The sequence below is a fragment of the Streptomyces sp. TRD_SC_5 genome (genome assembly GCF_056836825.1).
Genome location: NZ_JBWZZS010000001.1, coordinates 836,765 through 862,583 on the forward strand (window position 1 = coordinate 836,765; position 25,819 = coordinate 862,583).

Below are 25,819 nucleotides of genomic sequence, written 5' to 3' on the forward strand. Positions count from 1 at the left end.
CCCTCACCAGTGCGAAGGGCGAGTCAGCGCGGGCGGAAGCCGCGTGCCGGCGTCGCCCTTCGCCGCGTTCAGCTGCGACTGGGTGAGGAAGAAGGCCCCGGTGAGGTCGGCGCCCGAGAGATCGGCGTCGCGGAAATCGGCGCCGATCAGGTCGGCCGTTCTCAGGTCCGCTCCCCTGAGGTCGGCGCCGATCAGGTAGGCGCCTCGGAGGTTGGCGCCCTCAAGGTCTGCGCCCTTGAGGTTCGCGCCTATGAGGTCGGCGCCCCTGCGGTCCTTCTTCTTGCCCTTCTCCTTCCCCTTCCCCGCACTCACGCGCGCTCGCACGAGTTCGCTCGTACGCAGAAGGAGCGCGTTCACCTCCTGCCGGTGCGCCGCCACGTCCAGGGCGAGGAGCTCGTCGGGGCTGCCGTGCGCGAGGCCCTCGATCTTGGTCAGCGCGCCGCGGAGGTTGCCGTGGAGCGGGCGGGCCGGCTCCAGCGCCAGCGCCTCGGTCAGGTACCAGAGCAGCTCGTGGAGCTGCCGCACGACGGGGAGCAGCGCGAACATCTGCCGCGCGGTTTCGGGAGCCTGCCGCCAGTCCTGTCCCGCGTACGTGACCTGGGAGATCTGCTGCCCCGCACCGAAGCAGTCGTACACCGTACAGCCCTGAAAGCCCTCGGGCCTCAGACGCTCGTGGATGCCGCAGCTGAAGTCCGTCCGGAGGTTGCGGCAGGGCTGCCCGGCGTCCTTGTCGACCGCGAAGTCGGCTGATGCTGTGAAGGCGAGTGCGACGCAACACAGTCCGAAGCAGTTGGCGCAGTCGGATCGCAGTCCGAGGCTGCCCCGGCCGGGGACGGATTCCGCATGAACGCGCTGCTCGGACAAGGTGTCGGCTCTCCTGGTGCTGGTCCGGGCGCCGCTGCTCGGAACCCGGCGGTCAACTTTAGTGCGAGGAAAGCCACTGCCGTTCTGGTGCTCACTGTCAGTGCCTGGACGTAGTCTTGTCGCATGTACCGCTCTCCCCCGCCGGTTGGTTCCGTGCGACCTCTGACCGAGGCGAATGAGGCAATTCGCGCTCTGGTCGAGTCGCGCGCGGACGAGGCCTGGCCTGCGGACGAGTACGAACTCCTGCTTCTGCAGTGGGCCGCGGCCGTACGCGGCGAGATCGCCGAAGCGGCCTAGCGCGTCCGACGAGCCCGTCACTCGTCCCGCTCACCTGCACAGGCCAGGACACCCCTACGCCACCCCCGGCAGCATGGTCACCAGCCGTTGAGACCGCGCGGCGCAGGGCGGAGGGACATCTGACCGCCCGCACGGTCCTCATGCTCACCGCCCTCACCAGCGCCATGGCTCCGACGTCATGAGCTTCGGGTTCAAATCGCGCATTTCTCTCGCCGACGGTTGACTGATGAGCGTTGTCCGCACAGATCTACGGAGGCATGCATGGCCACCTTCACCGTCTGGAAGTTCGACGCCCCCGACACCGCGGAGCGGGTCGAGACGACCCTGCTCTCGCTGCAGAAGGAAGGGCTGATCAAGGTCAACGACGCAGCGGTGGTGAGCTGGGCCGACGGCGACAACAAGCCGAGGACCAAGCAGCTCAACAGCCTCGTCGGCACCGGCGCTCTCTCCGGCACGTTCTGGGGGATGCTCTTCGGCCTGATCTTCTTCGTCCCGCTGCTGGGCGCCGCGATCGGCGCCGCGGCCGGCGCCCTGGGCGGCAAGCTGACCGACGTCGGGATCGACGACGACTTCATCGAGCAGGTCAAGGCGAAGGTCACGCCGGGCACTTCGGCACTCTTCCTGCTGTCGCAGGACGCGGTGACCGACCGGGTCCGCGACGCGTTCCCCATCGGCCACGCGGAGCTGGTGCACAGCAACCTCGACCGCGAGACCGAGGGCAAGCTCCGCGAGGTCTTCGCGAACTGACCCCCTGCGTCATGCCCAGGGGTGCCCGGTGTCCCACGGGGCACCCCTCTTGCCGTGCGGGGCACTTGGCTCAGGAGGCTCACTGCCGGAGACTGAGCCGATGACGCAGCGTGTGGAGCTCTCGACCGTAATGGACAGGCTGGCCATCGACGCGGTGATCACCGAATACGCGGTGGCCGTGGACGACGCCAACTGGTCCGACTACCGCGCCCTGTTCACCCCGGACGGCCGGGCCGACTACCGCACCGCCGGCGGCATCGAGGGACCGGCAGCGGAAGTCGCGGCCTGGCTGGCGGAAACGATGCGGCTCTTTCCCGTGTGTCAGCACCTCATCGTCAACCGGCGGCTGCGGCTCGAAAATCTCAACGGCGACACCGGGGACCTCGCGGCGCTCCAGGCCGACTACGTGAACCCGATGCGGATGGAAGCCGCGCCCGGCGACAAGACGCCCGGCGACAACACGGCCGGCGACTACACGGCCGGCGACGGCTCGCGGCCGTCGACCGAGCCCAACTTCATGTCCGGCGGACGCTACGCGTTCGGCCTGCTGCGTACGCCGGACGGCTGGCGGCTCAGCTCGGTGGTCGTGCGGGAGAAATGGCGGCGTACGACCCTCTGACCCCCTCTGACCCCTCTGACCAGCGGGCGCCTGTTACATCCGGGAACCGGCGGGCACACTGTCCGCGATCGCCGCACTCCCCCACACTGGTGGCAGGGACTGCCCCGGGACTCCTCACGGGACAGAGCGGCAGGACGAGGAGGCGCCGCATGCGGATTCCGGCCGGCCGGTGGCACTGGCCGACGTCGCCCTGGTGGCGCGGCGCCGCCGCGGTGGCGCTCGGAGCCCTGCCCGCCCTCGCCTTCCCCGCACCCTCCCTCTGGTGGTTCGCGTACGTCGCCCTCGTGCCGTGGATGCTGTTGATCCGCTCGGCTCCGACGGGCCGGCGGGCGGCGCTGGACGGCTGGCTCGGCGCCACCGGCTTCATGATCGCCGTACATCACTGGCTGATGCCCAGCCTGCATGTCTTCATCGTGGTCCTGGCGGCGTTGCTGGCGCTTCTGTGGCTGCCGTGGGGCTGGCTGGTCAGGTCGATGCTGGGCGGGGCCCCCTCCGCCCGCCGCGCGACGGCCGCGCTCGCCGTCGTCCCCTCCGGCTGGCTGATGGCGGAACTGGTCAGGTCCTGGGAGGGGTTGGGCGGCCCGTGGGGGCTGCTCGGCTCGAGCCAGTGGGAGGTGGCGCCCGCGCTGCGGCTGGCCTCGGTCGGCGGTGTCTGGCTGGTGAGCCTGCTGGTGGTCGCGGTCAACACCGGGATCGTCGCGCTGGTCGCCGTGCCCTCGGCCCGCAGGCCCGTGACGGCCGCGCTGGTGGCCTGCGCAGTCGCGGCGGGCGCCGTGTGGGCGTGGGCGCCGCGCCCGGAGCAGTCGGGCCGGGTACGCGTCGCGGTCGTACAGCCCGGAGTCGTCAACGGCGTGGGCGGCCCGGAGCGGCGCTTCGCGCTCAGCGAGGCCCTCACCCGCGACCTGGCGGGACGGGATCTCGACCTGGTGGTGTGGGGCGAGAGCAGCGTCGGCGAGGATCTGACCGAACGCCCCGACCTCGCGACCAGGCTCGCCGCCCTCTCCCGGCTGGTCGGCGCCGAAGTACTGGTCAATGTGGACGCACGGCGCTCGGACCGGCCCGGCATCTTCAAGAGTTCCGTGCTGGTCGGGCCCGAGGGTGTCACCGGCCAGCGGTACGACAAGATGCGTCTCGTCCCCTTCGGCGAGTACGTCCCGGCGCGGTCCGTGCTCGGCTGGGCCACCTCGGTGGGCAAGGCGGCGGGCGAGGACCGGCGGCGCGGCACCGGCCCCGTGGTGATGACACTTCCCGGCAGTGGCGCCACCGGCGGGCTGCGGGTCGGTCCCCTGGTGTGCTTCGAGTCGGCGTTCCCCGACATGAGCAGGGAACTGACCCGGCGGGGCGCGCAGGTGCTGGTCACCCAGTCCGCGACGTCGACCTTCCAGAACAGCTGGGCGCCCGAACAGCACGCCTCGCTCGCGGCGCTGCGGGCCGCCGAAAGCGGTCGCCCGGTGGTGCACGCGACGCTCACCGGCGTCAGCGCGGTGTTCGGCCCCGGTGGCGAGCGCGTCGGCTCACCGCTGGGGACGGACGACAGTACTGCCGCTGTGTACGACATCCCGCTGGCCGAGGGCACGACGGCGTATGTCAGGGCAGGCGACTGGGCCGTCCATGGCGCGCTCGCCGTGCTGGTCCTGCTGTGCGTGGCCGGGGGCGTACGGACTTTCAGGCGGCCCGCTGTTCCTCGGCCGCCCGGACCACCCGCTCGCACAGCTCGTGAGTCAGCAGCGCGTCCTGGGCGCTGAGCGGCTTTCCGGCCCGTACGGCGTCGAGGAAGGTGTCGACGGACTGCTCGATGCCACGCTGGCGGGCCACCGGCACCCAGTCGCCGCGGCGGCGGACGGTCGGCTGGCCCTTGTGGTCGATGACCTCGGCGAGGTTGACGACCTGGCGCTTGGCGTCCCGGCCGGAAACTTCGAGGATCTCCTCGGTGGAGCCGTTCATCCGGTTCATGGTGCCGATCGCGGTGAACCCGTCGCCGGAGAGCTGGAGGACGACGTGGTGTATCAGCCCCTCCACGACCTTCGCCCGTACGTCGATGTGGTCGACAGTGCTGGGGACCAGGAAGCGCAGGGTGTCGACGACGTGGATGAAGTCGTCGAGGACGAGGGTGCGCGGGTCCTCGGGCAGGCCGACGCGGTTCTTCTGCATGATGATCAGGTCGCGCGGGTGCTCGGCGCACTGCGCGTACCCGGGCGCGAGACGGCGGTTGAACCCGACGGCGAGGCTGACGCCGCGCTCCTCCGCGAGCCGCACGAGCCGTTCGGACTCGGCGAGTTCGTACGCGAGCGGCTTGTCGACATACGTCGGTACGCCCGCTTCCAGCAGCCGGGTCACGATCTCCGGATGCACGGCGGTGGGCGCGTGCACGAAGGCGGCGTCCAGGCCCTCGGCGAGGAGCGCGTCGAGGCCGGTGTGGCACTGCGTGCCGGGCACGCGGTACGTGGCGGCGACCCGCGCCAGGGTGGCGGGCGTGCGGGTCTGCAGGTGCAGTTCGAGCCCCGGCCGGGTGGTCAGTACGGGCAGATATGCCTTCTGAGCGATGTCTCCGAGCCCGATGACGCCGACCTTCACAGGGGCCTCCCTAACGCTGTGCCTGATGTGCCTGATGTGCCTGATCGCGGACCTGGCGGTCCCGTGCCCCGGCAGCATACGTGCGCTGGGGCGGCAGCCAGTCCGCGATGCCGTCGAAGGTGCGCAGGGCGAGACCCGGGCCGAAGCCGGCGAGGAGCATCAAGGAGTCGCGCAGGGCGACGGCCGGGGCGCTGCGGACCGACATCAGGCGGGCGATCCTGGCGGACTTGCGGACGATGCCGGCGGTGCGCGGCAGTCGGTCGGCGGAGTACGCCGCCAGGCCGGTCCCGAGGTCGGCCGCGTCCGGGAGGTGGTGGGCCAGCACGATGCCGTCCTCGATGGCCTGGTTGCCGCCCTGGCCCATGGTGGGGCACATGGCGTGCGCGGCGTCGCCGAGCAGCGCGGTCCTGCCGCGGTGGAAGGCGGGCAGCGGGGTGATCAGGTGGTGCACGTCGTGCCGCAGGACGCCGGCGGGGTCGGCCGCCTCGATGATCCCGGGGACAGGGTTGTGCCAGTCGCCGAACCTGCGCAGGAGTTCCGCCTTCTCGCCGTCGGCCGAGCGGCCTCCGGCGGGGGCGACGGCAGCGGCGTACGCGTAGACACGGCCGTCCTTGAGCGGCTGGGTGCCCCAGAGAGCGCCGCGGCCCCAGGTCTCGTGGGGCTCGAAGGGGGCGGCTGGGGCCGGTACGACCACGCGCCAGGTGGTGATCCCGGCGTACACGGGGCCGGGGTGGTCCGGGAAGAGGGCGCGGCGCATCGCGGAGTTGATGCCGTCGGCGCCGATGACGAGGTCCGCCTCGATGCCCCCGTCGGGAGTGGTGACCACGGCGGGGCGGCCGCCCGCCACGCCGGGATCCGCGAGCGTCGCGGGGGACCCGGTGCGTACCGCGCCGTCGGGCAGCCGGGCGAGGAGCCGGTCGATGAGGGTGGCACGGTGGACCAGGACGAGGGGACCGCCGAAGCGCTCGGTGGCGGCAGAGCTGCTCGTACGGGAAAGCCAGCGGCCACCGGGGGAACGCATGCCGCCGTCGCCCTGCCAGGCGGCCAGCTCGCGGATCTCCTCGCCGAGGCCGATGACGTCGAGGGCGTGGTGCCCGTTGGGGGCGAGCCCGATCCCGGCGCCGACCGCTTCCACGGCCGCCGCGCGCTCCAGGACGGTGATGTGCCAGCCGCGCTGGTGGAGGGCGACGGCGGCGGTCAGTCCACCGATTCCGCTTCCTACGACGACGGCATGGGGCTTGGTGTGGGGCTGGGCCTGGGCCTGGGCTTGGGCCTGGGGCTCGGGACTGATGGGGGCCATGACTCCTCCTCGGCAACTACACCTGTAGTGACTCCTGGAGCGTACTACAGGTGTAGTCGGCGCGGTAGATTGTTCCCATGACCGCACGCGCCGCCACGGGCCGCTCCCGTCCCGAGCTGATCACCGACGCCGCCCTGGACCTGCTCGTGGAGCGCGGCATGCGCGGGCTCACCCACCGGGCGGTGGACGAACGCGCCCGGCTGCCGCAGGGCTCCACCTCCAACTACGCCCGCACGCGCCAGGCGCTCCTGGAGGCGACGGTGCGCCGACTGGCCGAGCGCGAGGCCCAGGTGCTCGCACTGGACGCGATGCCCGCGCCGTCGGCCGGGCTCGACGGCATCGTCGGCGCCCTCGCACTCGTCCTCCACCGCTACCTGACGCACCACCGGGAGCTGCTCGTCGCCCGGTACGAACTGGGCCTGGAGGCGACGCGCCGGCCCGAGCTGCGCGAGTTCTACGACGCGGCGGGCCGGCACCGCTTCCGCGAGCCGCTCAACGCGCTGATGGCGGCTGCCGGCTCGCGTGAGCCCGAGCGGCACGCGCTGTCGCTGGTGGCCTGGTGCGAGGGCCTGTTGTTCTCGTGCGCGGCCGGTTCCTACCACTCCGCCGTGCCCAGTGAGGAGGAACTGCGCAGGGGATTCGGCGAGTTGCTGCGCGGCATGCTCGGCACACCGGGCGTCGGAGCGTGACTTACGAGAAGGGGCGGGGTGGGGTGGGGAAGAAGACCCACCCCACCGCATCACTCGTGTGGGCCAATCTCCCCCCGCGAGCACCCGCAAACCACCCCGCGCCCCCCAAAGTTGCCGGGTGCAGCGAACAAGAACCACAGCGAAGATCCTCATGGGAGTGGCGGTTTCGGCCGTCTCCGCCACCGTCACCGGATGCGTGGCCGTGGAGCCCCTCCCGGCCCATGCCCCTTCCCCCGTACCCTCCGCGGACGTCACGCCGCTCTCCCGGGGCCAGGACGTGAAGCCGCAGATCGTCCAGGCCCCCGCCCGCGAGGCTCTGGAGGCCCTGGACGCCGCGCTCCGGCCGGCGAAGAGAGCCACACCCCGGAGCGAGCCGCGAGAGACCCCGGCGGTACGTCGAACGGCCCCGCCCTCAGCAGCCCGCCGCCCGGCCGGGCCCCCGGCCCCCGAACGGCCCGCCCCCGCCGCGCCCGCGCCCCCCAAAGCCGCCGTGCCCGTACCGCGCGTCCTCCCGTCTCTGCCCGCTCCCGCCGCAGGCGCGGGCGCCGACGTGTGCGCGCTCGGCGAGGGCTACGGGGGGTGGCAGCACGACAGCCCCCAGGCTCGCATCTGCCGCGAGACGTACGGGCGTTGACACCCAGGCAGATGACCCCCTCAAGGCAGGTGACGCCGACAGGCAGGTGACGCCGACCAGGCAGACGGCGTACAGACCCTGATCAGCCCGCGTCCGCCAGCCTCCGCTCAAGCCGGTCAATGGCCGCCCGCACCCCGTCCCCGTAACCGTCGTCCCCCAGCGCGTCCGACGCCGCCCGCGCCCGCCCCAGGTGGGTACGCGCGGCGTCCGGGCGGTGCAGCTTCAGGTAGTCGGCGGCGAGGTTGAGATGGAGCGACGGATAGAACCCGCGCACCGCGACCGAGGAGTCGTGCCGGGCCACGCGCTCGTCCGTCAGCCCGTCGGCGGCGGCCAGCGCCCGTAGATCCCAGGCCAGTTCGTCCCCGGCGTCGTCCTGCGTGTCCGCCATGTAGTGCGCGAGCGTGCAGCGGTGGAAGGGGTCGCCGTCCTCGCCGATCTCGGCCCACAGCTCACCGAGCCGGTTGCGCGCCTCCTCGCGGTCGCCGGCATGGAGAAGCATGATCGCCTGCCCGATCCGCGTCATCGTGACGTCCCCGGACGTCTCCTGCTGCTCCATCGCCGTGTCTCCTGTCGCCCGCACACCCAAGCCAATCCCGACGATCTCGACGCTAGACCCCGCCACTGACAATCGGGCTCAGGCTCGGGCGCACGGCCTCGCCGTCCTGGTAGCGCTCCGCCAGGCCGGTGACCGTACGGGCCAGCTCCGCACGCAGTTCCGGCGGTCCCAGCACCTCGACCTCCAGCCCCAGCCGCAGCAGGTCCCCCAGCGCCACGGGCAGCGTCTCGACGCGCAGTACGGTCTCGACCCAGCCCTCCGCGTCCGGCGGCCCCGACGCCCGCACCGCCTCCCCACCGGCCGCGCCGCACTGCACCGGCAGCAGCCTCGCGCCGCGCGGGGAGACCCGCAGCCGGGCCTCGCCCCGCAGCACCGCGGCCTCCATCCGCCGCGTGCTCTCCTGCCAGTACGCGGCCAGATCGAACCCGGCCGGCCGCTCGAAGCTCTCGCCCAGAGCTTCCACCGCCAGCATCCGCGAAACCCGGTAGGTACGCACCGACTCGTCCGCCCGCGCCACCAGATACCAGTTGCCGCCCTTGAGTACGACACCCAGCGGCTCCAGTTGGCGGTGTACGTCACCGCGCCAGCTCCGGTACTGGACTCGCAGCAGCCACTGCCGCCAGACCGCCCCTGCCACCTCCGCGAGGTACGGCGCGGGGTCGGCGTCCCGGAACCAGGCGGGGGCGTCGAGGTGAAACCGCTCCTGGACGCGCCGGGTGCGCTCCCCCAGGCCGTCGGGCAGCGCGGCCTCCAGCTTGAGCCGCGCCGTCGTCAGGTCGGCGGCGAGGCCCAGTTCGGCCGCAGCCGCCGGCATGCCCGCGAAGTACAGCGATCCGGCCTCGTCACCGGTCAGGCCGGTCAGCCGGGTGCGATAACCGTCCATCAGGCGGTAGCCACCGGCCGGGCCGCGGTCGGCGTACACCGGCACCCCTGAGGCACCGAGCGCATCGACGTCCCGGTAGACCGTACGGACGGAGACACCGAGCTCGGCGGCCAGTTCGGGGGCGGTCATCCGCCCGCGGTTCTGCAGCAGAAGGAGCAGGGAGAGCAGTCGGTCGGCGCGCATGGGCCAAGTCTGCCTCCGTACCTGACAGAAGGTGTCAGGTACGAGCGGGATGCTGATTCCCAGGAGCGCGAGAGTGTCGCGCCGGCTCTTGAGAGGAACCTCCATGCCCACACAGGCCACCGGAAGCTTCACCTTCGCCAACTGGGACGAGACCCCGGTCGCCGGCGCCGAGGAGGGTCGCAGACTGGCCCGCGCCCGCGTCACCAACACGTTCAGCGGCGCCATCGAGGCGGCCACGACCACGTGCCAGTACTCCATCGCGTACCTGACCGACAAGACCGGCGTCTGCGTCGGTCACCAGCTGTTCAGCGGCTCCGTGGGCGGCCGCGAGGGGACGTTCGCCGTCGAGGAGCGGGGCACGTTCGGCGAGGACGGCACGGTCCACTGCACTTTCGAGGTGGTACCCGGCTCGGGCACGGGCGCCCTGGCCGGGCTGAGCGGAACGGGCGGCTACGCCGCGCGACACGGCGAGCCGACCGTCCAGTACACCTTCAGCTACGAACTGGGCTGATCAGCCCAGGTTCGGCACGGCCCAGTCGATGGGCTGATGGCCCTGCGCCGCGATCGCCTCGTTGATCTGCGTGAACGGCCGGGACCCGAAGAACTTCTTCGCCGAGAGCGGCGAGGGGTGCGCGCCCTTGACCACCACGTGCCGTTCCTCGTCGATCAGCGGAAGCTTCTTCTGCGCGTAGTTGCCCCAGAGCACGAAGACCGCCGGGTCGGGCCGCGAGGCCACGGCGCGGATCACCGCGTCCGTGAACGTCTCCCACCCCTTGCTCTTGTGGGAGTTCGCCTCGCCGGCCCGCACCGTCAGTACGGCGTTGAGCAGCAGGACACCCTGCTCGGCCCACGGCATCAGATAGCCGTTGTCCGGGATCGGGGTGCCCAGCTCCGCGTTCATCTCCTTGTAGATGTTCCGCAGGGACGGCGGCACCCTGACGCCCGGCCGCACCGAGAAGCACAGCCCGTGCCCCTGGCCTTCGCCGTGGTACGGGTCCTGGCCGAGGACCAGGACCTTCACCCGGTCGTACGGTGTGGCGTCCAGGGCGGCGAAGACCTCCTCGCGCGGCGGGTAGACCGGCCCGTTCGCCCGCTCCTTCTCGACGAATTCGGTGAGCTGCTGGAAATAGGGCTTCCGCAGCTCGTCTCCGAGGACGCCGCGCCAGGACTCGGGCAGCATGTCGGTGTCGGTCACGTCAACAACCTCCGGTAAACGATCAGTTCTTCATCAAAGAACCTACCCGCGGCCACTGACAACGGTCCCCGCAACGACTCCTACCAGCTGGTCTTCTTGTGCAGCTGCCAGACCTGCATGATCGTCTGCGGGTCCAGCGCCCGTTCGGCGCCCGCGATCTCGTCGGAGGCGGCGACGTACAGCTTGCCCTGCCACAGCGGCAGCAGACGGACGTCCTCGAGCAGGATCTCCTGGGCGCGCCCGAACTGGTCGCCCACCGCGGCGCGGTCGCTCTCCTGCCGCGTCTTCGGCAGCAGGCTGGCCGTGATCTCCGGGGTGTTGTACGGCGTACCGACCGCGTTGTTCTCACCGACGAACGGCGCGACGAAGTTGTCGGGGTCCGGGAAGTCCGGGGACCAGCCACGGCCGAAGACCGGGTACTCACCCTTCTGGTAGCCCTTGTAGAACTCGTTCCAGGGCCGGTGCTTCAGCGTGATCTTGAACAGCCCGGACTCGTCCAGCTGCCGCTTCAGCTCGGCGAACTCCAGCGCGGTGGCCGATCCGTACCGGTCGGAGGTGTACCAGAAGGTCAGCGGGACCGGCTCGGTGATGCCCGCCTCGGCGAGGAGGTTCCTCGCCTTCGGCACGCTCGGCTCACCGTAGCTGTCGAAGAAGCTGGTCGCGTGGCCGGCGACGCCGGTCGGAATCATCGAGTACAGCGGCTCGGCGGTGCCCTTGTAGACCTTGTCGACGAGAGCGCCCCGGTCGACCACCTGGGCAATGGCCCGGCGGACGGCGGGCTTGCGCGCGTTCGGGTCCTTGGGGTTGAAGACCAGGTAGCGGATCTCGGCGCCGACCGCCTCGACGACCTGGAGCTCCTTCTCCTTCGGCTGGCCCTCCAGATCGATGACCTGCTCCGCGGTCAGACCGCGGAACGTCGCGTCGATCTCCTTCTTCTTCAGCGCCGCGACCATCACGGCCGAGTCCTGGTAGTAGTGGATCGTGACGGCGTCGTTCTTGAGATCGGCGAACCCCTCGTACTTCGGGTTCTTCACGAGCTCGGCCATCTTGTCCGGCTGATAGGACGCGAGGTTGTACGGACCCGAACCCGTCAGCTTGTTGCCCGTGCGGAGCTTGTCCTTCGGATAGTCCGCGGGGCTCACCATCGACATCGCGGGCGTCGCGAGCACGAACGGGAAGGTGGCGTCCGGCTTGTTGAGGCGGAAGGTGATCTTCCGATTGCCGCTCGTCTCCACCTCGTCGAGACTGGAGAGAAGCCCGCTCGGGCCTCCCTTCTGCCCGATCGCGACAATCCGGTCGATCGAGTACTTGGCCGCCTTCGCGTCCAGCGCCGTCCCGTCGGAGAAGACGAGGCCCTCGCGGAGCGTGCAGGTGTACACCTGGTTCGAGCTGTCCGCGAAGGAACACTTCTCGGCGGCGTCGGGTTCAGGCGTGGTGCTCCCCGTGGGGTAGCTCACCAGCGTCTGGAAGACGTTTCTGTACAGCTCCCAGGAACCGTCCCATGCGCCGGCCGGGTCGAGTGTGCTGGGCGTGCTCGTCGTACCGACAGCGAGCTTTTGCTCGATGTCGGACTGATCACTGGACAGCATCCCGCATCCGCTCAGCAGGGATATGGACACAAGGGCTGCAGCGGACTGCAGACATCTGGTCCGGTTGAACACGTGCACGCTCCTCGATCAGCCATGGGTCGGCAGACCATACCGCAGCGCCCTGCCGGGTCAACGGGCAGTCCCGGCAGGGCGCTTGGGTGTAATCCACAGTAAAAGCGGGTAAAGCGACTCAGCCGACGCCGGCGTTCAGGAAGATACCGCCGTCGACGACCAATGTCTGCCCCGTGATCCAGTCCGACTGGTCCGAGGTGAGGAAGGCGGCCGCGCCGCCGATGTCCTCGGGAACGCCGAGCCGTCCCAGCGGGTACGCCGCGGCGGCCTCGGCCTCGCGGCCCTCGTAGAGCGCCTGGGCGAACTTGGTCTTCACCACGGCGGGAGCGATCGCGTTGACCCGTACGCCCGGCGCGAACTCGTGCGCCAGCTGGAGGGTCAGGTTGACCATCGCCGCCTTGCTCATGCCGTACGCGCCGATGAAGGGCGAGGCGGAGATGCCGGCGACCGAGGCGATATTGACGATCGCCCCGCCGTTCTCCTTCTGCCACGCCTTCCAGGTCTGCTGCGCGAACCCGAGCGCGGAGATCACATTGGTCTCGTACGTCTTGCGCGCGACGCCCAGGTCCAGCTCCGCGATCGGCCCGAAGACCGGGTTCGTGCCGGCGTTGTTGATCAGGAAGTCGACGCGGCCGAACGCCTCCATGGTGCGCTCGACGGCGATCGCCTGGTGCGCCTCGTCGTGGGCCTTGCCCGCGATGCCGATCACCCGGTCCGCGCCGAGCGCCTCCACGGCCTCCTTGAGCGCGTCCTCGTTGCGACCGGTGATGCACACCCGGTCGCCACGGGCGACGAGCGCCTCGGCGACGCCGTATCCGATGCCACGGCTCGCGCCCGTGATGAGCGCGACCTTCCCGCTGTCCCGTACCTCTGCCTCAGCAGCCATGATTCTCAGTCCCTCGTCAGTTGAGCGGGCCGCCGGCGACGTACATGACCTGGCCGGAGACAAAGCCGGCGTCGTCGCCCGTGAAGAAGGCGATGGCGTTGGCGATGTCGTCCGGCGTGCCGACGCGCTGCACCGGGATCTGGGTGGCGGCCGCGGCCTGGAACTCCTCGAAGCCCATGCCCACGCGGGCGGCGGTCTGCGCGGTCATCTCGGTGACGATGAAGCCGGGCGCGACGGCGTTGGCCGTGATGCCGAACTTGCCGAGCTCCTTGGCGAGGGTCTTGGTGAAGCCCTGCAGACCGGCCTTGACGGCGGAGTAGTTCGCCTGGCCGCGGTTGCCCAGGGCCGAGCTGCTGGAGAGGCTGACGATACGGCCGAACTTGGCGTCCACCATGTGCTTCTGGCAGGCCTTGGCCATCAGGAACGCGCCCTTCAGGTGCACGTTCACCACGGTGTCCCAGTCGGACTCGCTCATCTTGAAGAGCAGGTTGTCGCGCAGGACACCCGCGTTGTTCACGAGGATCGTCGGCGCACCGAGCTCCGTGGCGACGCGCGCCACGGCGGCCTCGACCTGGGCACTGTCGGAGACGTCGCAGCCGACGGCGAGCGCGGTGCCGCCCGCCGCGGTGATCTTCTCGACGGTGTCCTTGCACGCGGCCTCGTCGAGGTCGAGTACGGCGACTGCGCGGCCCTCTGCCGCCAGACGGACCGCGGTGGCGGCGCCAATGCCGCGCGCCGCCCCGGTCACGATCGCGACACGCTGCTCGGTGGTGGACATGCTGGTTCTCCTCGCCCTTGGATGCGGCGGCAAAGTAGACCGAGAGTGAGTTCCCGATCACTGAGCAACCGCTTAGTAGCTTCAGCAGACGTGACGCTAGAAGCGATGGCACGCGGTGTCAACGGCCCGAGGAACGACCCGGGGAATCAGTAGCGCAGATCACCGCACCAGCAGGTCGAGCAGACGCTCGACCTCGGCCTGGGGATCCGCCGTCAGGCCTGTGTGCACGGGGCCCGGCTGTACGACGGTGCTGCGCGGCGCGATCAGCCAGCGGAAGCGCCGCCCGGCGTCGTCACCGGCCGCCTGGCCCGCCGCCTCCCCGCCCCCGCAGACGCCCTCCACGGCGCGCAGGGCGGCCCGTACACCCGCCACGTCGGCTCCGGGGTCCAGCGCCTTCAGCTTGGTCTCGTCGAGGTGTGTCCTGGCGGCGACGAAGGACTTGGCGCGGCAGTACACGAGCACGCCCGCGTTGAACATTTCGCCGCGCTCCACGCGCGGCACCACGCGCACCAGCGCGTACTCGAAGACATCCCGCTTCGTGCTCACTTGCCGCCGTCCTTCGTCTCCTGCTCGGCCGGACGCGGCCGCGGCGTCAGGCGGTCCGACAGCCAGCCGGGGGCCTGCGACGGCTTGTCCTTGGTCGGTGCGCTGAGGGTGATCCGGTCGTGGATCGTCGCGGCGCGCGGCAGCAGCGCGTCGACGTACGCCCGGCGCAGCGCGTCGGTGCTGTCGAAGCCGGGCTCGTCGACCAGCCACTCGACGGGGACCCGGGCGGCGACCTCGGTCAGCAACTCCTCGGTGACCAGCGGTGCGAGCTCGGCGGCCGCGGCTGCGATGTCGGGGCCGAAGGGCGCGAGCACGTGGTCCGAGGCGTTGTACGGCTTCGCGGACGCGCTCTGCGCGGTCGGCCAGTTGTGGTGCCAGATCATGGTGGCGCCGTGGTCGATGAGCCAGACGTCGCCGTGCCAGACGAGCATGTTGGGGTTGCGCCAGGAGCGGTCGACGTTGTTGATCAGCGCGTCGAACCACACCACCCGGCCCGCCTCGGCCGGGTCCACCTCGTACGCGAGGGGGTCGAAGCCGATCGATCCGGGGAGGTAGTCCATGCCGAGGTTCAGCCCCCCGCTCGCCTTGAGCAGCTCCTGGACCTCCTGGTCGGGCTCGGCGAGGCCGATGACCGGGTCGAGCTGGATGGTGACGAGTTCGGGGACGCGCAGCCCGAGCCCGCGAGCCAGTTCGCCGCAGATGACTTCGGCGACCAGGGTCTTGCGGCCCTGGCCCGCGCCGGTGAATTTCATGACGTACGTACCGAGATCGTCGGCCTCGACGATCCCCGGGAGCGAGCCGCCCTCACGCAAGGGCGTGACGTAGCGGGTCGCTGTGACTTCGGAGAGCATTTCCTCAGATTACTGCCGTACTGGCGGGGTTCTCGATCAGTTTTGGCGTGCCTAGAGTGCCCGGATGGATGCCCAGGGTCTTCCTCGCCAGTTCGCCCGTACGCGTCGCTTCTCGCTCGGGGTCCCCCGTCGCTTCACCGTCTCGCCCGACGGCCGACGCGTCCTGTTCGTACGGTCGGAAGCGGGCGACGATCCGGTCAGCAGACTGTGGCTGTACGAGGACGGGCGCGAGCGGGTACTCGCCGGGCCCGAGGGCGTGGACGACGTTCCCGAGGCCGAGCGGATCCGCAGGGAGCGGGCCCGTGAAACGTCCCAGGGTGTGGTGGCGTACTCGACGGACCGCGAGGTCCGCGTCGTGGCGTACGCGCTGGGAGGCGAGCTGTGGACCGTACGGACGGACGGGGGCGTCCCGCGTCGCGTCCCGACGGCCGGCCCGGCGGTCGACCCGCGGCCCTCCCCCGACGGAACGCTCGTCGCGTACGTCACCGGGGGCGCCCTGCGCGTCGTCGGAACGGACGGTACCGGTGACCGGCTGTTGGCCGGTCCCGAGAACGCCGATGTGACGTACGGTCTCGCCGACCATGTCGCGGCGGAGTCGCTCGACCGGACGCGCGGCTACTGGTGGTCGCCGGACAGCGACGCGCTGCTCGTCGCGCGCGTGGACACTTCGATGGTGCAGCGCTGGTACATCGGCGATCCGGCGCATCCCGGGAACGCACCGCGGTCGTTCCCGTATCCGGCCGCCGGAACGGCCAACGCCGAAACTACGATGCACATCGTACGAGTGGACGGCGAGCGGGTCGCGGTGCGGATGCCTGCCGAGGCCGACGCGGACTCCCACTGGGAGGACCGGTGGACGGACCGGGCGTTCGAGTACCTCGTCACCGCCTGGTGGGACGGCGCGGGCCCGGCCATGAACGTACAGACGAGGGACCAGCGCACCGCGTATCTGATGGACATCGACGCGGCGACGGGCGAGCCCTCGCTGCTGCACCACCAGCGCGACCGGGCGTGGCTGGAGTTCGTCCCCGGCGCCCCGACGCGCACGTCGGCCGGTTCCCCGGTACTGGCGTTCGTGCCGCCACAGAGCGACGCCCGGGGCCTGAGGATGGCCCGGCACGGCGCGGTCACGCCGCCAGGACTGCATGTCCGCGAGGTGTTGTGCACGCTCGGCGAGCGGGTGCTGTTCACCGCGAGCGACGAGCCGACGGAGGTCCATGTCTGGTCGTACGAACCGGGCTCCGGTTTCGTCCGGCTGAGCGAGGGTCCCGGCGTCCACACGGCCGCCGCCGGCGGCGACACCGTCGTACTCGACAGCATGACGCCCGAGGGGCACACCGTGAGCGTGCTGCGTGACGGCAAGCACGCCGGACACATCGCCGTACGCTCCGAGGAGCCCCTTGTCACGCCCCGCCCGGTCCGTCTCTCGCTCGGCGAGCGGGAGCTGCGCAGCCTGCTCTTCCTCCCCTCATGGCACGAGCCGGGGTCGGGCAGGCTGCCCGTTCTTCTCAGTCCGTACGCCGGTCCCGGGATGCAGCTGGTCGTCAAGGCCCGCACGTGGTGGACGGCCGTGGGCCAGTGGTGGGCCGAGCAGGGGTTCGCCGTGCTGATGACGGACGGGCGCGGTACGCCGGGGCGCGGCGTCGTGTGGGAGAAGAGCATTCACGGCGATCAGCTGACACCCGTGCTCGACGACCAGGTCGACGCACTGCACGCGGCGGCCGAGTACTGCTCGGACCTCGACCTGGGGCGGGTGGGAATTCGCGGCTGGTCGTTCGGCGGCTACCTGGCAGCGGCCGCCGTACTGCACCGCCCCGACGTCTTCCACGCCGCTGTCGCGGGCGCGGCGCCCACCGATCTGCGGCTCTACGACACACACTGGAAGGAGCGCTACCTCGGGCACCCCGACGTACTGCCCGAGAACTACGCGCGCTGTTCCCTGGTCCAGCACGCGGACAAGCTGACGCGGCCGCTGACGCTGGTCCACGGCATGGCCGACGACAACGTGCTGCCCGCTCACATGCTGCGCTTCTCCGCGGCGCTGCTGGCGGCCGGGCGGCCGCACAGCGTCCTGCCGCTCCCGGGAGCGAGCCATCTGGTCACACAGGAGGGGGTGGCGGACAAATTGCTGCTATTGGAGCTCGACTTCCTGAAAAAATCACTCGGCTGCTGAACACAGCTGTCCGCTCCCCCGTACAACAGCGCATAACCAAGACGTCGAAGAGGAGTGCCGGCATGACGGGATCTCAGGAGACAGGGCGGCTGTTCGGCCGCCGTACGGTCGTCGCAGCGGTGGGCGCCGCCGGGGTCGCCGCCGCGTTGACGGCGTGCGGCGGTTCGGACAGTGACAGTCCGTCCGGCACCGCTGCCGAGAAACCGGCGGACGGGGCCGGCTCGGCGGGCGGTGGTGGCGGCGATGCCGGCGCCGTGCTCGCCAAGACCACTGACATCCCGGAGGGCGGCGGCAAGGTCTTCGCCGACCAGGGGCTGGTTGTCACCCAGCCCACGGCGGGCCAGTTCAAGGCGTTCTCGTCGAAGTGCACCCACCAGGGCTGTGCGGTCAAGGACGTGGCGAACGGGATGATCAACTGCCCTTGCCACGGGAGCATGTTCGACGCGACGGACGGCAGCGTGAAGGGCGGGCCGGCGAAAGCGCCGCTCCCCGCCGCCGCGATCAAGGTCGAGGGCGACTCGATCACCCTTGCCTGACCTCTCGCGGACGCTTCCAGCACGCGAGCACCTCATCGGTCGTGGTGATCGTGGCGACGAGGGCGAGCGTGTTGCGGATCATCGCGGGGGTGTAGTCGGAAGGCACTCCCGCGACGGCGTCCGAGGCGACGACGGCTGTGTAGCCGAGGTTGACCGCGTCGAAGACGGCGTTGGGAATCGCCACGTTGGCCGATACGCCCGTGACGAGCAGGGTCCGGCACCCGAGGTTGCGCAGCAGGGCGTCGACGTCCGTACCGGAGAGCGGCGAGAGACCGTGCAGCCGTCGTACGACGAGATCCTCGTCCGCGACTTCGATCGGTTCCGCGACGCGCACCGCGGTCGTTCCCGAGAGCTGCTGTACGGGCAGCCGTGCGGCGGCGCGGAACAGTCGCGCGTTGTCGCCGGCGCCGCGCCCGTCCAGGCGCCGTTCCGCGACCGCGTGCAGCACCTGCACCCCTGCCTCGTGGGCACCGGCGACCAGCCGCGCGATCCGGAACAGGGCACCCGAAGAGCGTGCCTCCCTGGCGAGTTCGGGAAGGGCGCTGTCCGGGCCGACTACTCCTTGCTGGCATTCCACGGTGAGCAGCGCGGTGGTAGCCGGATCGAGCTGCTCGACGAGTTGTTCGTACGACGGCAAGGCGTCCCCCTCGGGCCTGGACGCGCGAGGTTAACGGCCATTGCGTGACGAGGGAAGAGACCCCATGCTTTCTGACACCGAGTCAGAATCCATGAAGGGAAGCCGATGACCGCCACGCAGCGCAGAGGCCGCCGCATCATGATGACGGACGCCGAGCGGGACGCGTTCCTCACCGAACAGCGCACCTGCCGGGTGGCGACCGTCTCGGCGGACGGCAGCCCGCACGTCGGTGCCCTGTGGTTCGTCTGGGACGGCGAGTCGCTGTGGCTGTACTCGATCACGCGGAGCCGCCGCTGGGCGCAGCTCCGTAAGGACGCCCGGCTGGCCGTGGTCGTCGACGACGGCGTGGAGTACGGCGAACTGCGGGGCGTCGAGCTGTCCGGCACGGCCGCCTTCGTCGGCGAGGCGCCGCGTACGGGCGAGCCGTGCCCCGAACTCGACGTACCGGAACACCTCTTCCCGCCGAAGTACTTCGGCATGACACAGATGCCGCACGACGGACGCCACGCCTGGCTGCGGCTGACCCCGGACGCGGTGACGTCCTGGGACTTCCGCAAGCTCGGCAACGGCGCCTGAGCCCGGTCCAGACGGCGGGCCACGCCTCGGACACCTCAGCCACGCCCCGGAAACCCGCGTTCGGATTCAGCTGACGACGGCCGCTCCCGCCGCGCACAGGGCGTCGACCACCGCACGGATGGAGGGCCGCCGGTCGGCGTCGGCGCGCCAGACAGCGTACACATGCCGCCGCATCGCATGCCGCACCGGTACGACGCGGACCCCGTCCGGCACGGGACCGCGCCCCAGCCGGGGCGCCACGCACACCCCGAGCCCCTCGGCGACCAGGGCGAGCTGGGTCGCGTGCTCCTCCGCGACATGCGCGATCCGGGGCTCGACGCCCTTGCCGCGCAGCGTGAACATCAGCCACTCGTGGCAGAACTCACCCTCCGCCCAGGTGACCCAGTCGTCGTCGGCGAACTCCTCCAGATCCACGGTGGCGCGGCCGGCGAGCGGATGGCCGGCAGGCATGGCGACATCGGCGGGGTCGTGGAGCAGCTCCTGCTTCGCGAGCCCTTCGGGCATGGAGAGCGGCCTGTTGTACCAGTCGAGAACGACGGCGAGATCGAAGTCGCCCCGCACCACCCCGCGTACCGAATCGGCGGGCTCCATCTCACGCATCAGCACCCGTAGTTGCGGGTGCTCGACGCGGATCGCGGCGAGGGCGGCCGGCAGCAGTCCACGGGCGGCGGTGGGGAAGGCGGCCACAGCGAGGTCGCCGACGACGCGTCCGCGCTGCGCCTCGATGTCGGACTGCGCGAGCTCGACCTGGGAGAGGATGCGGGCGGCATGGTCGGCGAGCAGCCGCCCGGCGTCGGTGAGGCGGACGCCGCGGCCGTTCTTGGCGAGCAGGGGCTGACCCACCTCACGCTCGAGCTTGGCCATCTGCTGAGAGACGGCGGAGGTCGTCACATGCAGGCCCTCGGCCGCGCCGCTGACCGAACCGTGCCGGGCGAGGGCGTCGAGCGTACGCAGGCGCTCCAGATTCAACATATAAGCAATGCTAAGCGATTGACTCCACCAAATCTCGCTTGTGCTACGTAGTTGAGCGCGCGAGGGTGGGCACCATGAGCCCCGTCTCCACACCCCGCGGCGCGCTGCCCGCCACCCCTGCCACTTCCGACGCTCCGGTCGGCCCTCCGGCACCCGCCCGGCGCCCGGCCCTGGACTGGCGCATCCGTTTCGGGGTGCTCGCGCTCATCTGGGGCTTCAGCTTCCTGTTGATCAAGGTCGGCACGCAGGCGTACGCACCCTTCCAAGTCACCCTCGGGCGACTGGTCTTCGGTACGGCCGTGCTCGCCGCCGCGATGGCGGTCAAGCGGGTGGGGCTGCCGCGCGGTGCCCGGACGTGGGGTCATCTCGCCGTTGCCGCGTTCTTCCTCAACGCCCTGCCGTTCTCGCTCTTCGCCTACTCCGAGCTGACGATCCCCTCGACGCTCGCCGGCATCTGCAACGCCACCTCGCCGCTGTGGGGCATGGTGCTCTCACTGGTGGCGTTCTCCGAGGACCGCCCGACCCGCCGCCGCGTGGCGGGACTGGGCATCGGCTTCATCGGCGTACTGACCGTGCTCGGCGCCTGGCAGGGCTTCTCGGGCCTGGACTTCGGCGGTACGGCGATGGCACTGCTGGCTTCGTTCAGCTACCCGGTGGGCTGGATCTATCTGCGTCGTACGCTCGGGAGCAGCGGCAACTCCGCCCTCTCCATGACGGGCGCACAGCTCCTCCTCGGCACTGTTCAGCTGGCCGTTGTGACACCCCTGTTCACGACCATGCCGACCTCCTTCCCGGTCGTGCCGCTGCTCGCGGTGGTGGCGCTGGGCGCGCTCGGCACCGGTCTTGCCATGCTGCTCCAGTACGGCCTGGTGGCCGAGGTAGGCCCGACCACCGCCCAGATGGTCACGTACTTCATCCCGGTCATCGCCACGGTCGCGGGCGTCACGCTGCTGGGCGAACACCTCAGCTGGAACACCCCGGTGGGCGCCCTCATCGTGCTGGCGGGAGCAGCCCTGACCCAGAGCCGGGTCCGAAGCCGGAGCATCGACACGAGCCGCGCCTGAAACTGGAAGCCCCGGTCCCGCCCCCCAGGGGCGACCACCGCCCGGCGTAGGCCGGTCCCCGCGGGCGCCGGCCTACGCACGGCCGGCCGCCCCGCGCACCACTGCCGGCCACTGCCACCCAGCGGAGGCGCCCCCAGCCCCCGCCCCTCGGCCATCAGCCATCAGCCATCAGCCATCAACCACCCTCACGCATAGCGCCGCCCCCCGGTCGCCGGCCCGGCCGCTGCGGCCACCGCCTCGGCGACCGGACCCACGTCGGCCGCCGTCATCGCCGAAACGGTGATGCGCACCCCCGGCGGCGCCGCCATCCGGAACCGCGCCCCCGGCGCGACTGCCCACCCCGAGTGCAGCAGCCGCGCCACCACCCCCGTCTCGTCCGCCACCGGCACCCACACGTTCAGCCCGCTGCGCCCGTGCGCCTCGACGCCCCGCTCCTCCAGCGCCCGCACCAGCGCGTCCCGCCGTTTGCCGTACTCACGCGAGACTGCCCCGACATCCACGGCACCCGACTCCCACAGCTCGACGACCGCACGCTGCAGCAGCCGGCTGACCCAGCCGGGCCCGAGCCGCTGCCGTCCCATGACCCGGTCCACCGTGACCGGGTCGCCTGCCATCATCGCGAGCCGCAGATCAGGTCCGTACGCCTTCGCGACGGATCGGACGAACACCCAGCGGTCCGTCACACCCGCGAGCGGAAGCAGCGGCAGATCGACGATGCCGTGCCCATGGTCGTCCTCGATGAGCAGCACCTCCGGAAACATCACCAGGACACCGCGCAGCTCTTGGGCTCGCGCGGCGCTCACCGCCGCACCGGTCGGGTTCTGCGCCCGGTTGGTGATCACCAGCGCCCGAGCCCCGCCCCGAAGCGCCCGCTCCACCTCACCGGGCAGCGGCCCCTTGTCGTCGAGCCCGACCGGTACGGCGGTCAGCCCGAGCGCGGGGATGAGGTCGAGCAGGCTGCTCCACCCCGGATCCTCCACCGCGACCGCGTCACCCGGCTTCAGGTGCGCGGCAAGTACGCGCTCGATCGCGTCCAGGGACCCCGAGGTGACGGCGACGGGGCCACCCGGCACCCCGTCCGCGTCGAACGCGGCCCGCGCGAGCCGCGCGAACCCCGGGTCGACGGGATCCTGCCCGTACAGCACAGGCCGCTGCGCATTGTGCCGCGCCGCAGCGGCGAACGCGTCGTGCAGCGGCGGCAACAGCGCGGGATCGGGATTGCCCTCGCTCAAGTTCCGCACACCGGGCGGTACGTCGACCCTGATCGAATCCCGCGCCGTACTGGCCGGCCGGGGGCGCACCCGGCTGCCACGACGGCCCGAGGTCTCGATCACCCCACGCTCGCGCAGCGTGCGGTACGCGGCCGCGACCGTATTCGGATTGACCCCCAGCTCCACCGCCACCTCACGCATGGGCGGCAGCAGTTGGCCGGGGGCCAGTTCCCCGGAGCCCACCGCCCGCTCCACACTCGCCGCGATCTCAGATGCACGCCGCCCACTGATCCGATACTCTCCTAGCACAAAGACCACTATGCACTAGTGCAATGGAGAACGCAATGCCGGACACCACCTTCTACGCGACTTCCGAGCGCACCGTCCCGACCCGCTCCCGGGAACGCGCCTCGTACGACCGTGACCTGGTGCACGCGATCCTCGACGAGGGCTATGTCTGCCACCTCGGCTTCGTCCGCGACGGCGCCCCCGTCGTCCTGCCGACGCTCTACGGCCGCGTGGGCGAGCGCCTCTACGTGCACGGCTCCACGGGTTCCCGCCCCCTGCGCATGGCCGGCCAGAGCGACCCCGGCCTCGCCGTCTGTCTGACCGTCACCCACGTCGACGGCCTCGTCCTGGCCCGCTCCGCCTTCCACCACTCCATCAACTACCGCTCCGTGATGGTCCACGGCATCGCCCACGAGGTCATCGACGAGGAAGAGCGCCGCACCGCCCTCGACGCACTCGTCGACCACGTGGTCCCCGGCCGTTCGTACGACTCGCGCCCGGCCAACGCCAAGGAGCTCGCGGCGACGGCCGTGATCCGCCTCGACCTCGAGGAGGTCTCCGCGAAGGTACGCACCGGCGGCCCCAACGACGAGCCCGAGGACGCCTCGCTCCCCCACTGGACGGGCGTGGTCCCCTTGACCAGCGGCTACGACACCCCGATCCCGGCACCGGGCCTGGACCCGGCCATCGCGCTCCCCGACTACCTCACCACCCTCTGAGGCTCCCCGGCGAGGCCCCGTCCGCCCACCGACGCACTTCCTGCCCGACGCCCCGTCCGGCGCTTGAGGACCGGGGTCCGGGACAGAGCCCCGGTTCGGGAAGGGGTGGGGCGGAGAAAAACCCGCCACCACCCCACCCCAGTGCCCTTACACGAGCACCGCCGCCGCCTTCCGGCCCACCGCCACCGTCCTCGCCTCCGCGAGCGCGAGCCCCGCCACCGCCGCAAGCAGCAGCAACGTCCCCACCACAGTGGCCACCGTCAGATGCTCACCCAGCAGTACAACCGCGATGACGGCCGCGCTCACCGGCTCGAGCAGCGTGATCACCGACACCGTCGCTGACCGAACCACCGCCGCCCCGGCGAAATAGAGCGCGTACGCAAGAGCCGTCGGCACCGCCGCGACATACACCAGCAGCCACACCACCCGCACCGGATCGGCGGTGTGCGGCAACAACCCCTCGGCAGCCGCGAACGGCAGCAGGCACAGCGAGCAGATCGCGAACGCCCACGCGGTCGTATGGAACGGGTCGGCCCCGCCCCCCTCACGCCCGAGCCGCCGCGTGAGCAGCGTCATCGCCGCGTACCCACCCGCCGACAGCAGGGCGAAAAAGACGCCGAGGGGCCGCACAGCCGTACCGCCGCTGCCCAGCACCATCACACCGAGCCCTACGACCGCACCGACCACGGTGAGCACGCCGGCGCGCCCCAACCGCTCCCCCATGGTCAGCCGCGCGCCCAGCGCGATCAGCACCGGACCCGCGCCCATGGTGACGACCGTCCCGACGGCGAGCCCGGTGGCCTGGACGGCCGCGAAGTACGCGCTCTGGAAAACGGTGAGTCCGAGCCCAGTGACAAGAATGCGCATCACCCGCCGCCTCCGATGCTCGACAGGCGACTGCGCGACAGGCGACTGCGCGACAGACGACGCCGCGCCGACCCGCCGCCGACGTAGCACAGCACGGGCCGCAACCAGCAACACGAGTCCGCCGGCGCAACGCCAGAAGGACAGGGCGAGCGGCCCGAGATCGCTGACCAGGAAGGTGAGAGAGGCAGCCGCTCCCGCGGTGCCCCAGGCCGTTCCGGCGACGATCAGATAGACCAGGCCGCGCCCGACGGGCAAACCCGGGGAGGACAGGCCGGAGGAGGGCAGACCGGAGGAGGACAGCCCTGAGGAAGGACAAGAGGATTTCGACACGTGACTTCTCCGCGTGAAGACGGGACAGGTGGTCGCTCGGCTCCGCACGCGGGCAGCGACGAACCGCTCGGGGACTGCCCGAGCCCGGTCTTCGTCTTCGGCAATGCCGCCCGCGTTACGCGGCGGGAGGCGGAAGCACAGTCAGATGCATGATCGTCACCCTATGGCGCGTTCTGCCCCGCGGACAACTCCTTATCCACGTGCTGGAGATCGGCGTCGGCGGCCACCCCGCCCGCCACCGCCGGACCTCCCGCGACAGGCCCGCCAGGAGCCGCCTTGGGCGCCGACGACTGCGCGATGAAGGCACCGATGAGCACCACAGCCCCACCGACGATCTGCGGCGCGGACAGGTGCTCCCGCAGCAGCACCCACGCCAGTACGGTCGCGATGACCGCCTCCAGGCAGGCCACCACGCCGGCGACCTGCGGCGACAACTTGCGGACCGACACCACACCCGTGACGTACGCGACGACGGTGGCGATCAGCACGATCCAGCCGAGCAGCAGCGCGGCCGGCACATCCGCACCGCCCATCTCCGCGGTCCCCGCGATCAACGCCCAGTCCATGCCCCAGGGGCGCGCCACGACGGTCAGCACCCCGGCGCCAATGAGCAGACCGTACGCGATGACGCCGAGCGGATCGGCCGCGTCCTCGCCGGCGCTGCCCTGGTCCGACAGGACGAAGTAACCCACCTGACAGCAGGCCGCACCCAGCGCGAACAGCAGCCCGAGGGCGTCGAAGCTCAGCCCCGCCCACACCTCGACGACGCAAGCCAGGCCCCCGACGGCCAGCACAACGCCCACCGCGGCGGCGCGCGTCACCGGCCTGCGCTGTACGAACCTGACCCAGCCGAGCACCAGCGCCGGAGCGAGATATTCGATGAGCAGGGCGACACCGACCGGGATCCGGGACAGCGAGGCGAAGTAGAAGGCCTGGACACCGGCGACCGCGAGCAGACCGAAACCGGCGAGCAGGGCGGGTTTGCGCCGCAGCAGATCGCGGTGGCGCCAGGCCACCGGCAGCATGACGAGAGCGGCGCCCGCCACCCGCAGCCACACCACGTGCAGCGGGTCGAGCCCCGCTTCGATCAGCGGCTTGGCCGCGACACCTGAACCACCGAATGCGAACGCCGATGCCAGGGCAAGTCCCAGGCCGGCGCTCCTCCCCTGAGACGCTTGCATCG

28 protein-coding genes are annotated in these 25,819 nt (G+C 71.1%); 12 read left to right on the forward strand and 16 right to left on the reverse strand.

The window, feature by feature from the left end; genetic code table 11:
* Window positions 1-3: 3 nt before the first annotated feature.
* Window positions 4-864: a pentapeptide repeat-containing protein gene (locus AC1P0E_RS03930; RefSeq protein WP_482740750.1), complete on the reverse strand. Its 861-nt coding sequence runs from the start codon at window positions 862-864 to the stop codon at window positions 4-6.
* A gap of 153 nt (window positions 865-1,017) precedes the next feature.
* Here AC1P0E_RS03930 and AC1P0E_RS03935 point away from each other — a divergent pair, with 153 nt between their 5' ends.
* From AC1P0E_RS03935 to lnt, 4 genes are all read left to right on the forward strand, one after another.
* The gene (locus AC1P0E_RS03935) at window positions 1,018-1,161 is read left to right on the forward strand and encodes a hypothetical protein (RefSeq protein ID WP_482740751.1); all 144 of its coding nucleotides are present in this window, start codon (window positions 1,018-1,020) and stop codon (window positions 1,159-1,161) included.
* Between the two features lie 261 nt (window positions 1,162-1,422).
* Complete coding sequence (locus AC1P0E_RS03940) at window positions 1,423-1,908, forward strand: DUF1269 domain-containing protein (RefSeq protein WP_482740752.1); 486 nt, start codon at window positions 1,423-1,425, stop codon at window positions 1,906-1,908.
* 100 nt (window positions 1,909-2,008) lie between these two features.
* A complete protein-coding gene (locus tag AC1P0E_RS03945; protein WP_482740753.1) occupies window positions 2,009-2,527 on the forward strand; it encodes a nuclear transport factor 2 family protein in 519 nt (172 codons plus the stop codon).
* 149 nt (window positions 2,528-2,676) lie between these two features.
* Window positions 2,677-4,272, forward strand: a complete 1,596-nt coding sequence (lnt, locus tag AC1P0E_RS03950) for an apolipoprotein N-acyltransferase (RefSeq protein WP_482740754.1) — start codon at window positions 2,677-2,679, stop codon at window positions 4,270-4,272.
* Here the strand turns inward: lnt and AC1P0E_RS03955 are convergent.
* Both AC1P0E_RS03955 and AC1P0E_RS03960 read right to left on the reverse strand, forming a co-directional pair.
* On the reverse strand, window positions 4,193-5,101 hold the full coding sequence (locus AC1P0E_RS03955) for a Gfo/Idh/MocA family protein (RefSeq protein WP_482740755.1): 909 nt from the start codon (window positions 5,099-5,101) through the stop codon (window positions 4,193-4,195). The two genes, lnt and AC1P0E_RS03955, sit on opposite strands and share 80 nt — an antisense overlap.
* Window positions 5,102-5,111: 10 nt before the next feature.
* On the reverse strand, window positions 5,112-6,401 hold the full coding sequence (locus AC1P0E_RS03960; RefSeq protein ID WP_482740756.1) for an FAD-dependent monooxygenase: 1,290 nt from the start codon (window positions 6,399-6,401) through the stop codon (window positions 5,112-5,114).
* A gap of 77 nt (window positions 6,402-6,478) precedes the next feature.
* Here AC1P0E_RS03960 and AC1P0E_RS03965 point away from each other — a divergent pair, with 77 nt between their 5' ends.
* The gene (locus AC1P0E_RS03965; protein ID WP_482740757.1) at window positions 6,479-7,090 is read left to right on the forward strand and encodes a TetR/AcrR family transcriptional regulator; all 612 of its coding nucleotides are present in this window, start codon (window positions 6,479-6,481) and stop codon (window positions 7,088-7,090) included.
* 118 nt (window positions 7,091-7,208) lie between these two features.
* A complete protein-coding gene (locus AC1P0E_RS03970; RefSeq protein WP_482740758.1) occupies window positions 7,209-7,724 on the forward strand; it encodes a hypothetical protein in 516 nt (171 codons plus the stop codon).
* Between the two features lie 82 nt (window positions 7,725-7,806).
* Here AC1P0E_RS03970 and AC1P0E_RS03975 read toward each other — a convergent pair whose 3' ends face one another.
* Both AC1P0E_RS03975 and AC1P0E_RS03980 read right to left on the reverse strand, forming a co-directional pair.
* Window positions 7,807-8,280: a hypothetical protein gene (locus tag AC1P0E_RS03975; RefSeq protein WP_482740759.1), complete on the reverse strand. Its 474-nt coding sequence runs from the start codon at window positions 8,278-8,280 to the stop codon at window positions 7,807-7,809.
* Between the two features lie 52 nt (window positions 8,281-8,332).
* Window positions 8,333-9,346 (reverse strand): helix-turn-helix transcriptional regulator, encoded by a 1,014-nt coding sequence (locus tag AC1P0E_RS03980; RefSeq protein WP_482740760.1) that lies wholly within the window; start codon window positions 9,344-9,346, stop codon window positions 8,333-8,335.
* Window positions 9,347-9,449: 103 nt separating this feature from the next.
* Between AC1P0E_RS03980 and AC1P0E_RS03985 the strand changes: the two genes are divergently transcribed.
* Window positions 9,450-9,857, forward strand: a complete 408-nt coding sequence (locus AC1P0E_RS03985) for a DUF3224 domain-containing protein (RefSeq protein ID WP_482740761.1) — start codon at window positions 9,450-9,452, stop codon at window positions 9,855-9,857.
* Here AC1P0E_RS03985 and ung read toward each other — a convergent pair whose 3' ends face one another.
* The 6 genes from ung to AC1P0E_RS04015 all read right to left on the reverse strand — a co-directional run bounded on the left by ung (window position 9,858) and on the right by AC1P0E_RS04015 (window position 15,263).
* Window positions 9,858-10,541 carry a uracil-DNA glycosylase gene (ung, locus tag AC1P0E_RS03990; RefSeq protein WP_482740762.1) on the reverse strand — a complete coding sequence of 228 codons (684 nt, stop codon included), beginning with the start codon at window positions 10,539-10,541 and terminating at the stop codon, window positions 9,858-9,860.
* Window positions 10,542-10,621: 80 nt separating this feature from the next.
* Complete coding sequence (locus tag AC1P0E_RS03995) at window positions 10,622-12,202, reverse strand: ABC transporter substrate-binding protein (protein ID WP_482740763.1); 1,581 nt, start codon at window positions 12,200-12,202, stop codon at window positions 10,622-10,624.
* Between the two features lie 118 nt (window positions 12,203-12,320).
* A complete protein-coding gene (locus AC1P0E_RS04000) occupies window positions 12,321-13,088 on the reverse strand; it encodes an SDR family oxidoreductase (protein ID WP_482740764.1) in 768 nt (255 codons plus the stop codon).
* A gap of 16 nt (window positions 13,089-13,104) precedes the next feature.
* The gene (gene fabG, locus AC1P0E_RS04005) at window positions 13,105-13,866 is read right to left on the reverse strand and encodes a 3-oxoacyl-ACP reductase FabG (RefSeq protein WP_482740765.1); all 762 of its coding nucleotides are present in this window, start codon (window positions 13,864-13,866) and stop codon (window positions 13,105-13,107) included.
* Window positions 13,867-14,025: 159 nt separating this feature from the next.
* On the reverse strand, window positions 14,026-14,412 hold the full coding sequence (locus AC1P0E_RS04010) for a DUF3037 domain-containing protein (RefSeq protein WP_482740766.1): 387 nt from the start codon (window positions 14,410-14,412) through the stop codon (window positions 14,026-14,028).
* Window positions 14,409-15,263 (reverse strand): HipA family kinase, encoded by an 855-nt coding sequence (locus tag AC1P0E_RS04015; RefSeq protein WP_482740767.1) that lies wholly within the window; start codon window positions 15,261-15,263, stop codon window positions 14,409-14,411. Before AC1P0E_RS04015 ends, AC1P0E_RS04010 begins: the two co-directional genes overlap by 4 nt.
* Window positions 15,264-15,327: 64 nt before the next feature.
* Between AC1P0E_RS04015 and AC1P0E_RS04020 the strand changes: the two genes are divergently transcribed.
* Both AC1P0E_RS04020 and AC1P0E_RS04025 read left to right on the forward strand, forming a co-directional pair.
* Window positions 15,328-17,436 carry a prolyl oligopeptidase family serine peptidase gene (locus AC1P0E_RS04020; RefSeq protein ID WP_482740768.1) on the forward strand — a complete coding sequence of 703 codons (2,109 nt, stop codon included), beginning with the start codon at window positions 15,328-15,330 and terminating at the stop codon, window positions 17,434-17,436.
* A gap of 62 nt (window positions 17,437-17,498) precedes the next feature.
* Window positions 17,499-17,972, forward strand: a complete 474-nt coding sequence (locus tag AC1P0E_RS04025; protein WP_482740769.1) for a Rieske (2Fe-2S) protein — start codon at window positions 17,499-17,501, stop codon at window positions 17,970-17,972.
* Here the strand turns inward: AC1P0E_RS04025 and AC1P0E_RS04030 are convergent.
* Complete coding sequence (locus tag AC1P0E_RS04030) at window positions 17,959-18,609, reverse strand: cysteine hydrolase family protein (protein ID WP_482740770.1); 651 nt, start codon at window positions 18,607-18,609, stop codon at window positions 17,959-17,961. The two genes, AC1P0E_RS04025 and AC1P0E_RS04030, sit on opposite strands and share 14 nt — an antisense overlap.
* 105 nt (window positions 18,610-18,714) lie before the next feature.
* Here AC1P0E_RS04030 and AC1P0E_RS04035 point away from each other — a divergent pair, with 105 nt between their 5' ends.
* Window positions 18,715-19,185, forward strand: a complete 471-nt coding sequence (locus AC1P0E_RS04035; RefSeq protein ID WP_482740771.1) for a pyridoxamine 5'-phosphate oxidase family protein — start codon at window positions 18,715-18,717, stop codon at window positions 19,183-19,185.
* A 66-nt stretch (window positions 19,186-19,251) separates the two neighbouring features.
* On the opposite strand, the gene AC1P0E_RS04040 is transcribed toward AC1P0E_RS04035, so the two are convergent.
* Entirely contained in the window at window positions 19,252-20,157 is a 906-nt protein-coding gene (locus AC1P0E_RS04040; protein ID WP_482740772.1) for a LysR family transcriptional regulator, read from the reverse strand.
* Window positions 20,158-20,231: 74 nt separating this feature from the next.
* Between AC1P0E_RS04040 and AC1P0E_RS04045 the strand changes: the two genes are divergently transcribed.
* Window positions 20,232-21,221, forward strand: a complete 990-nt coding sequence (locus AC1P0E_RS04045; RefSeq protein WP_482740773.1) for a DMT family transporter — start codon at window positions 20,232-20,234, stop codon at window positions 21,219-21,221.
* 185 nt (window positions 21,222-21,406) lie between these two features.
* On the opposite strand, the gene AC1P0E_RS04050 is transcribed toward AC1P0E_RS04045, so the two are convergent.
* The gene (locus tag AC1P0E_RS04050; protein ID WP_482740774.1) at window positions 21,407-22,741 is read right to left on the reverse strand and encodes an aminotransferase class I/II-fold pyridoxal phosphate-dependent enzyme; all 1,335 of its coding nucleotides are present in this window, start codon (window positions 22,739-22,741) and stop codon (window positions 21,407-21,409) included.
* A gap of 35 nt (window positions 22,742-22,776) precedes the next feature.
* Here AC1P0E_RS04050 and AC1P0E_RS04055 point away from each other — a divergent pair, with 35 nt between their 5' ends.
* The gene (locus AC1P0E_RS04055; protein WP_482740775.1) at window positions 22,777-23,439 is read left to right on the forward strand and encodes a pyridoxamine 5'-phosphate oxidase family protein; all 663 of its coding nucleotides are present in this window, start codon (window positions 22,777-22,779) and stop codon (window positions 23,437-23,439) included.
* A 147-nt stretch (window positions 23,440-23,586) separates the two neighbouring features.
* On the opposite strand, the gene AC1P0E_RS04060 is transcribed toward AC1P0E_RS04055, so the two are convergent.
* Together AC1P0E_RS04060 and AC1P0E_RS04065 are read right to left on the reverse strand one after the other, a co-directional pair.
* Entirely contained in the window at window positions 23,587-24,636 is a 1,050-nt protein-coding gene (locus tag AC1P0E_RS04060; protein ID WP_482740776.1) for a DMT family transporter, read from the reverse strand.
* 161 nt (window positions 24,637-24,797) lie between these two features.
* Window positions 24,798-25,817 carry an EamA family transporter gene (locus tag AC1P0E_RS04065; RefSeq protein ID WP_482740777.1) on the reverse strand — a complete coding sequence of 340 codons (1,020 nt, stop codon included), beginning with the start codon at window positions 25,815-25,817 and terminating at the stop codon, window positions 24,798-24,800.
* Window positions 25,818-25,819: the final 2 nt, after the last annotated feature.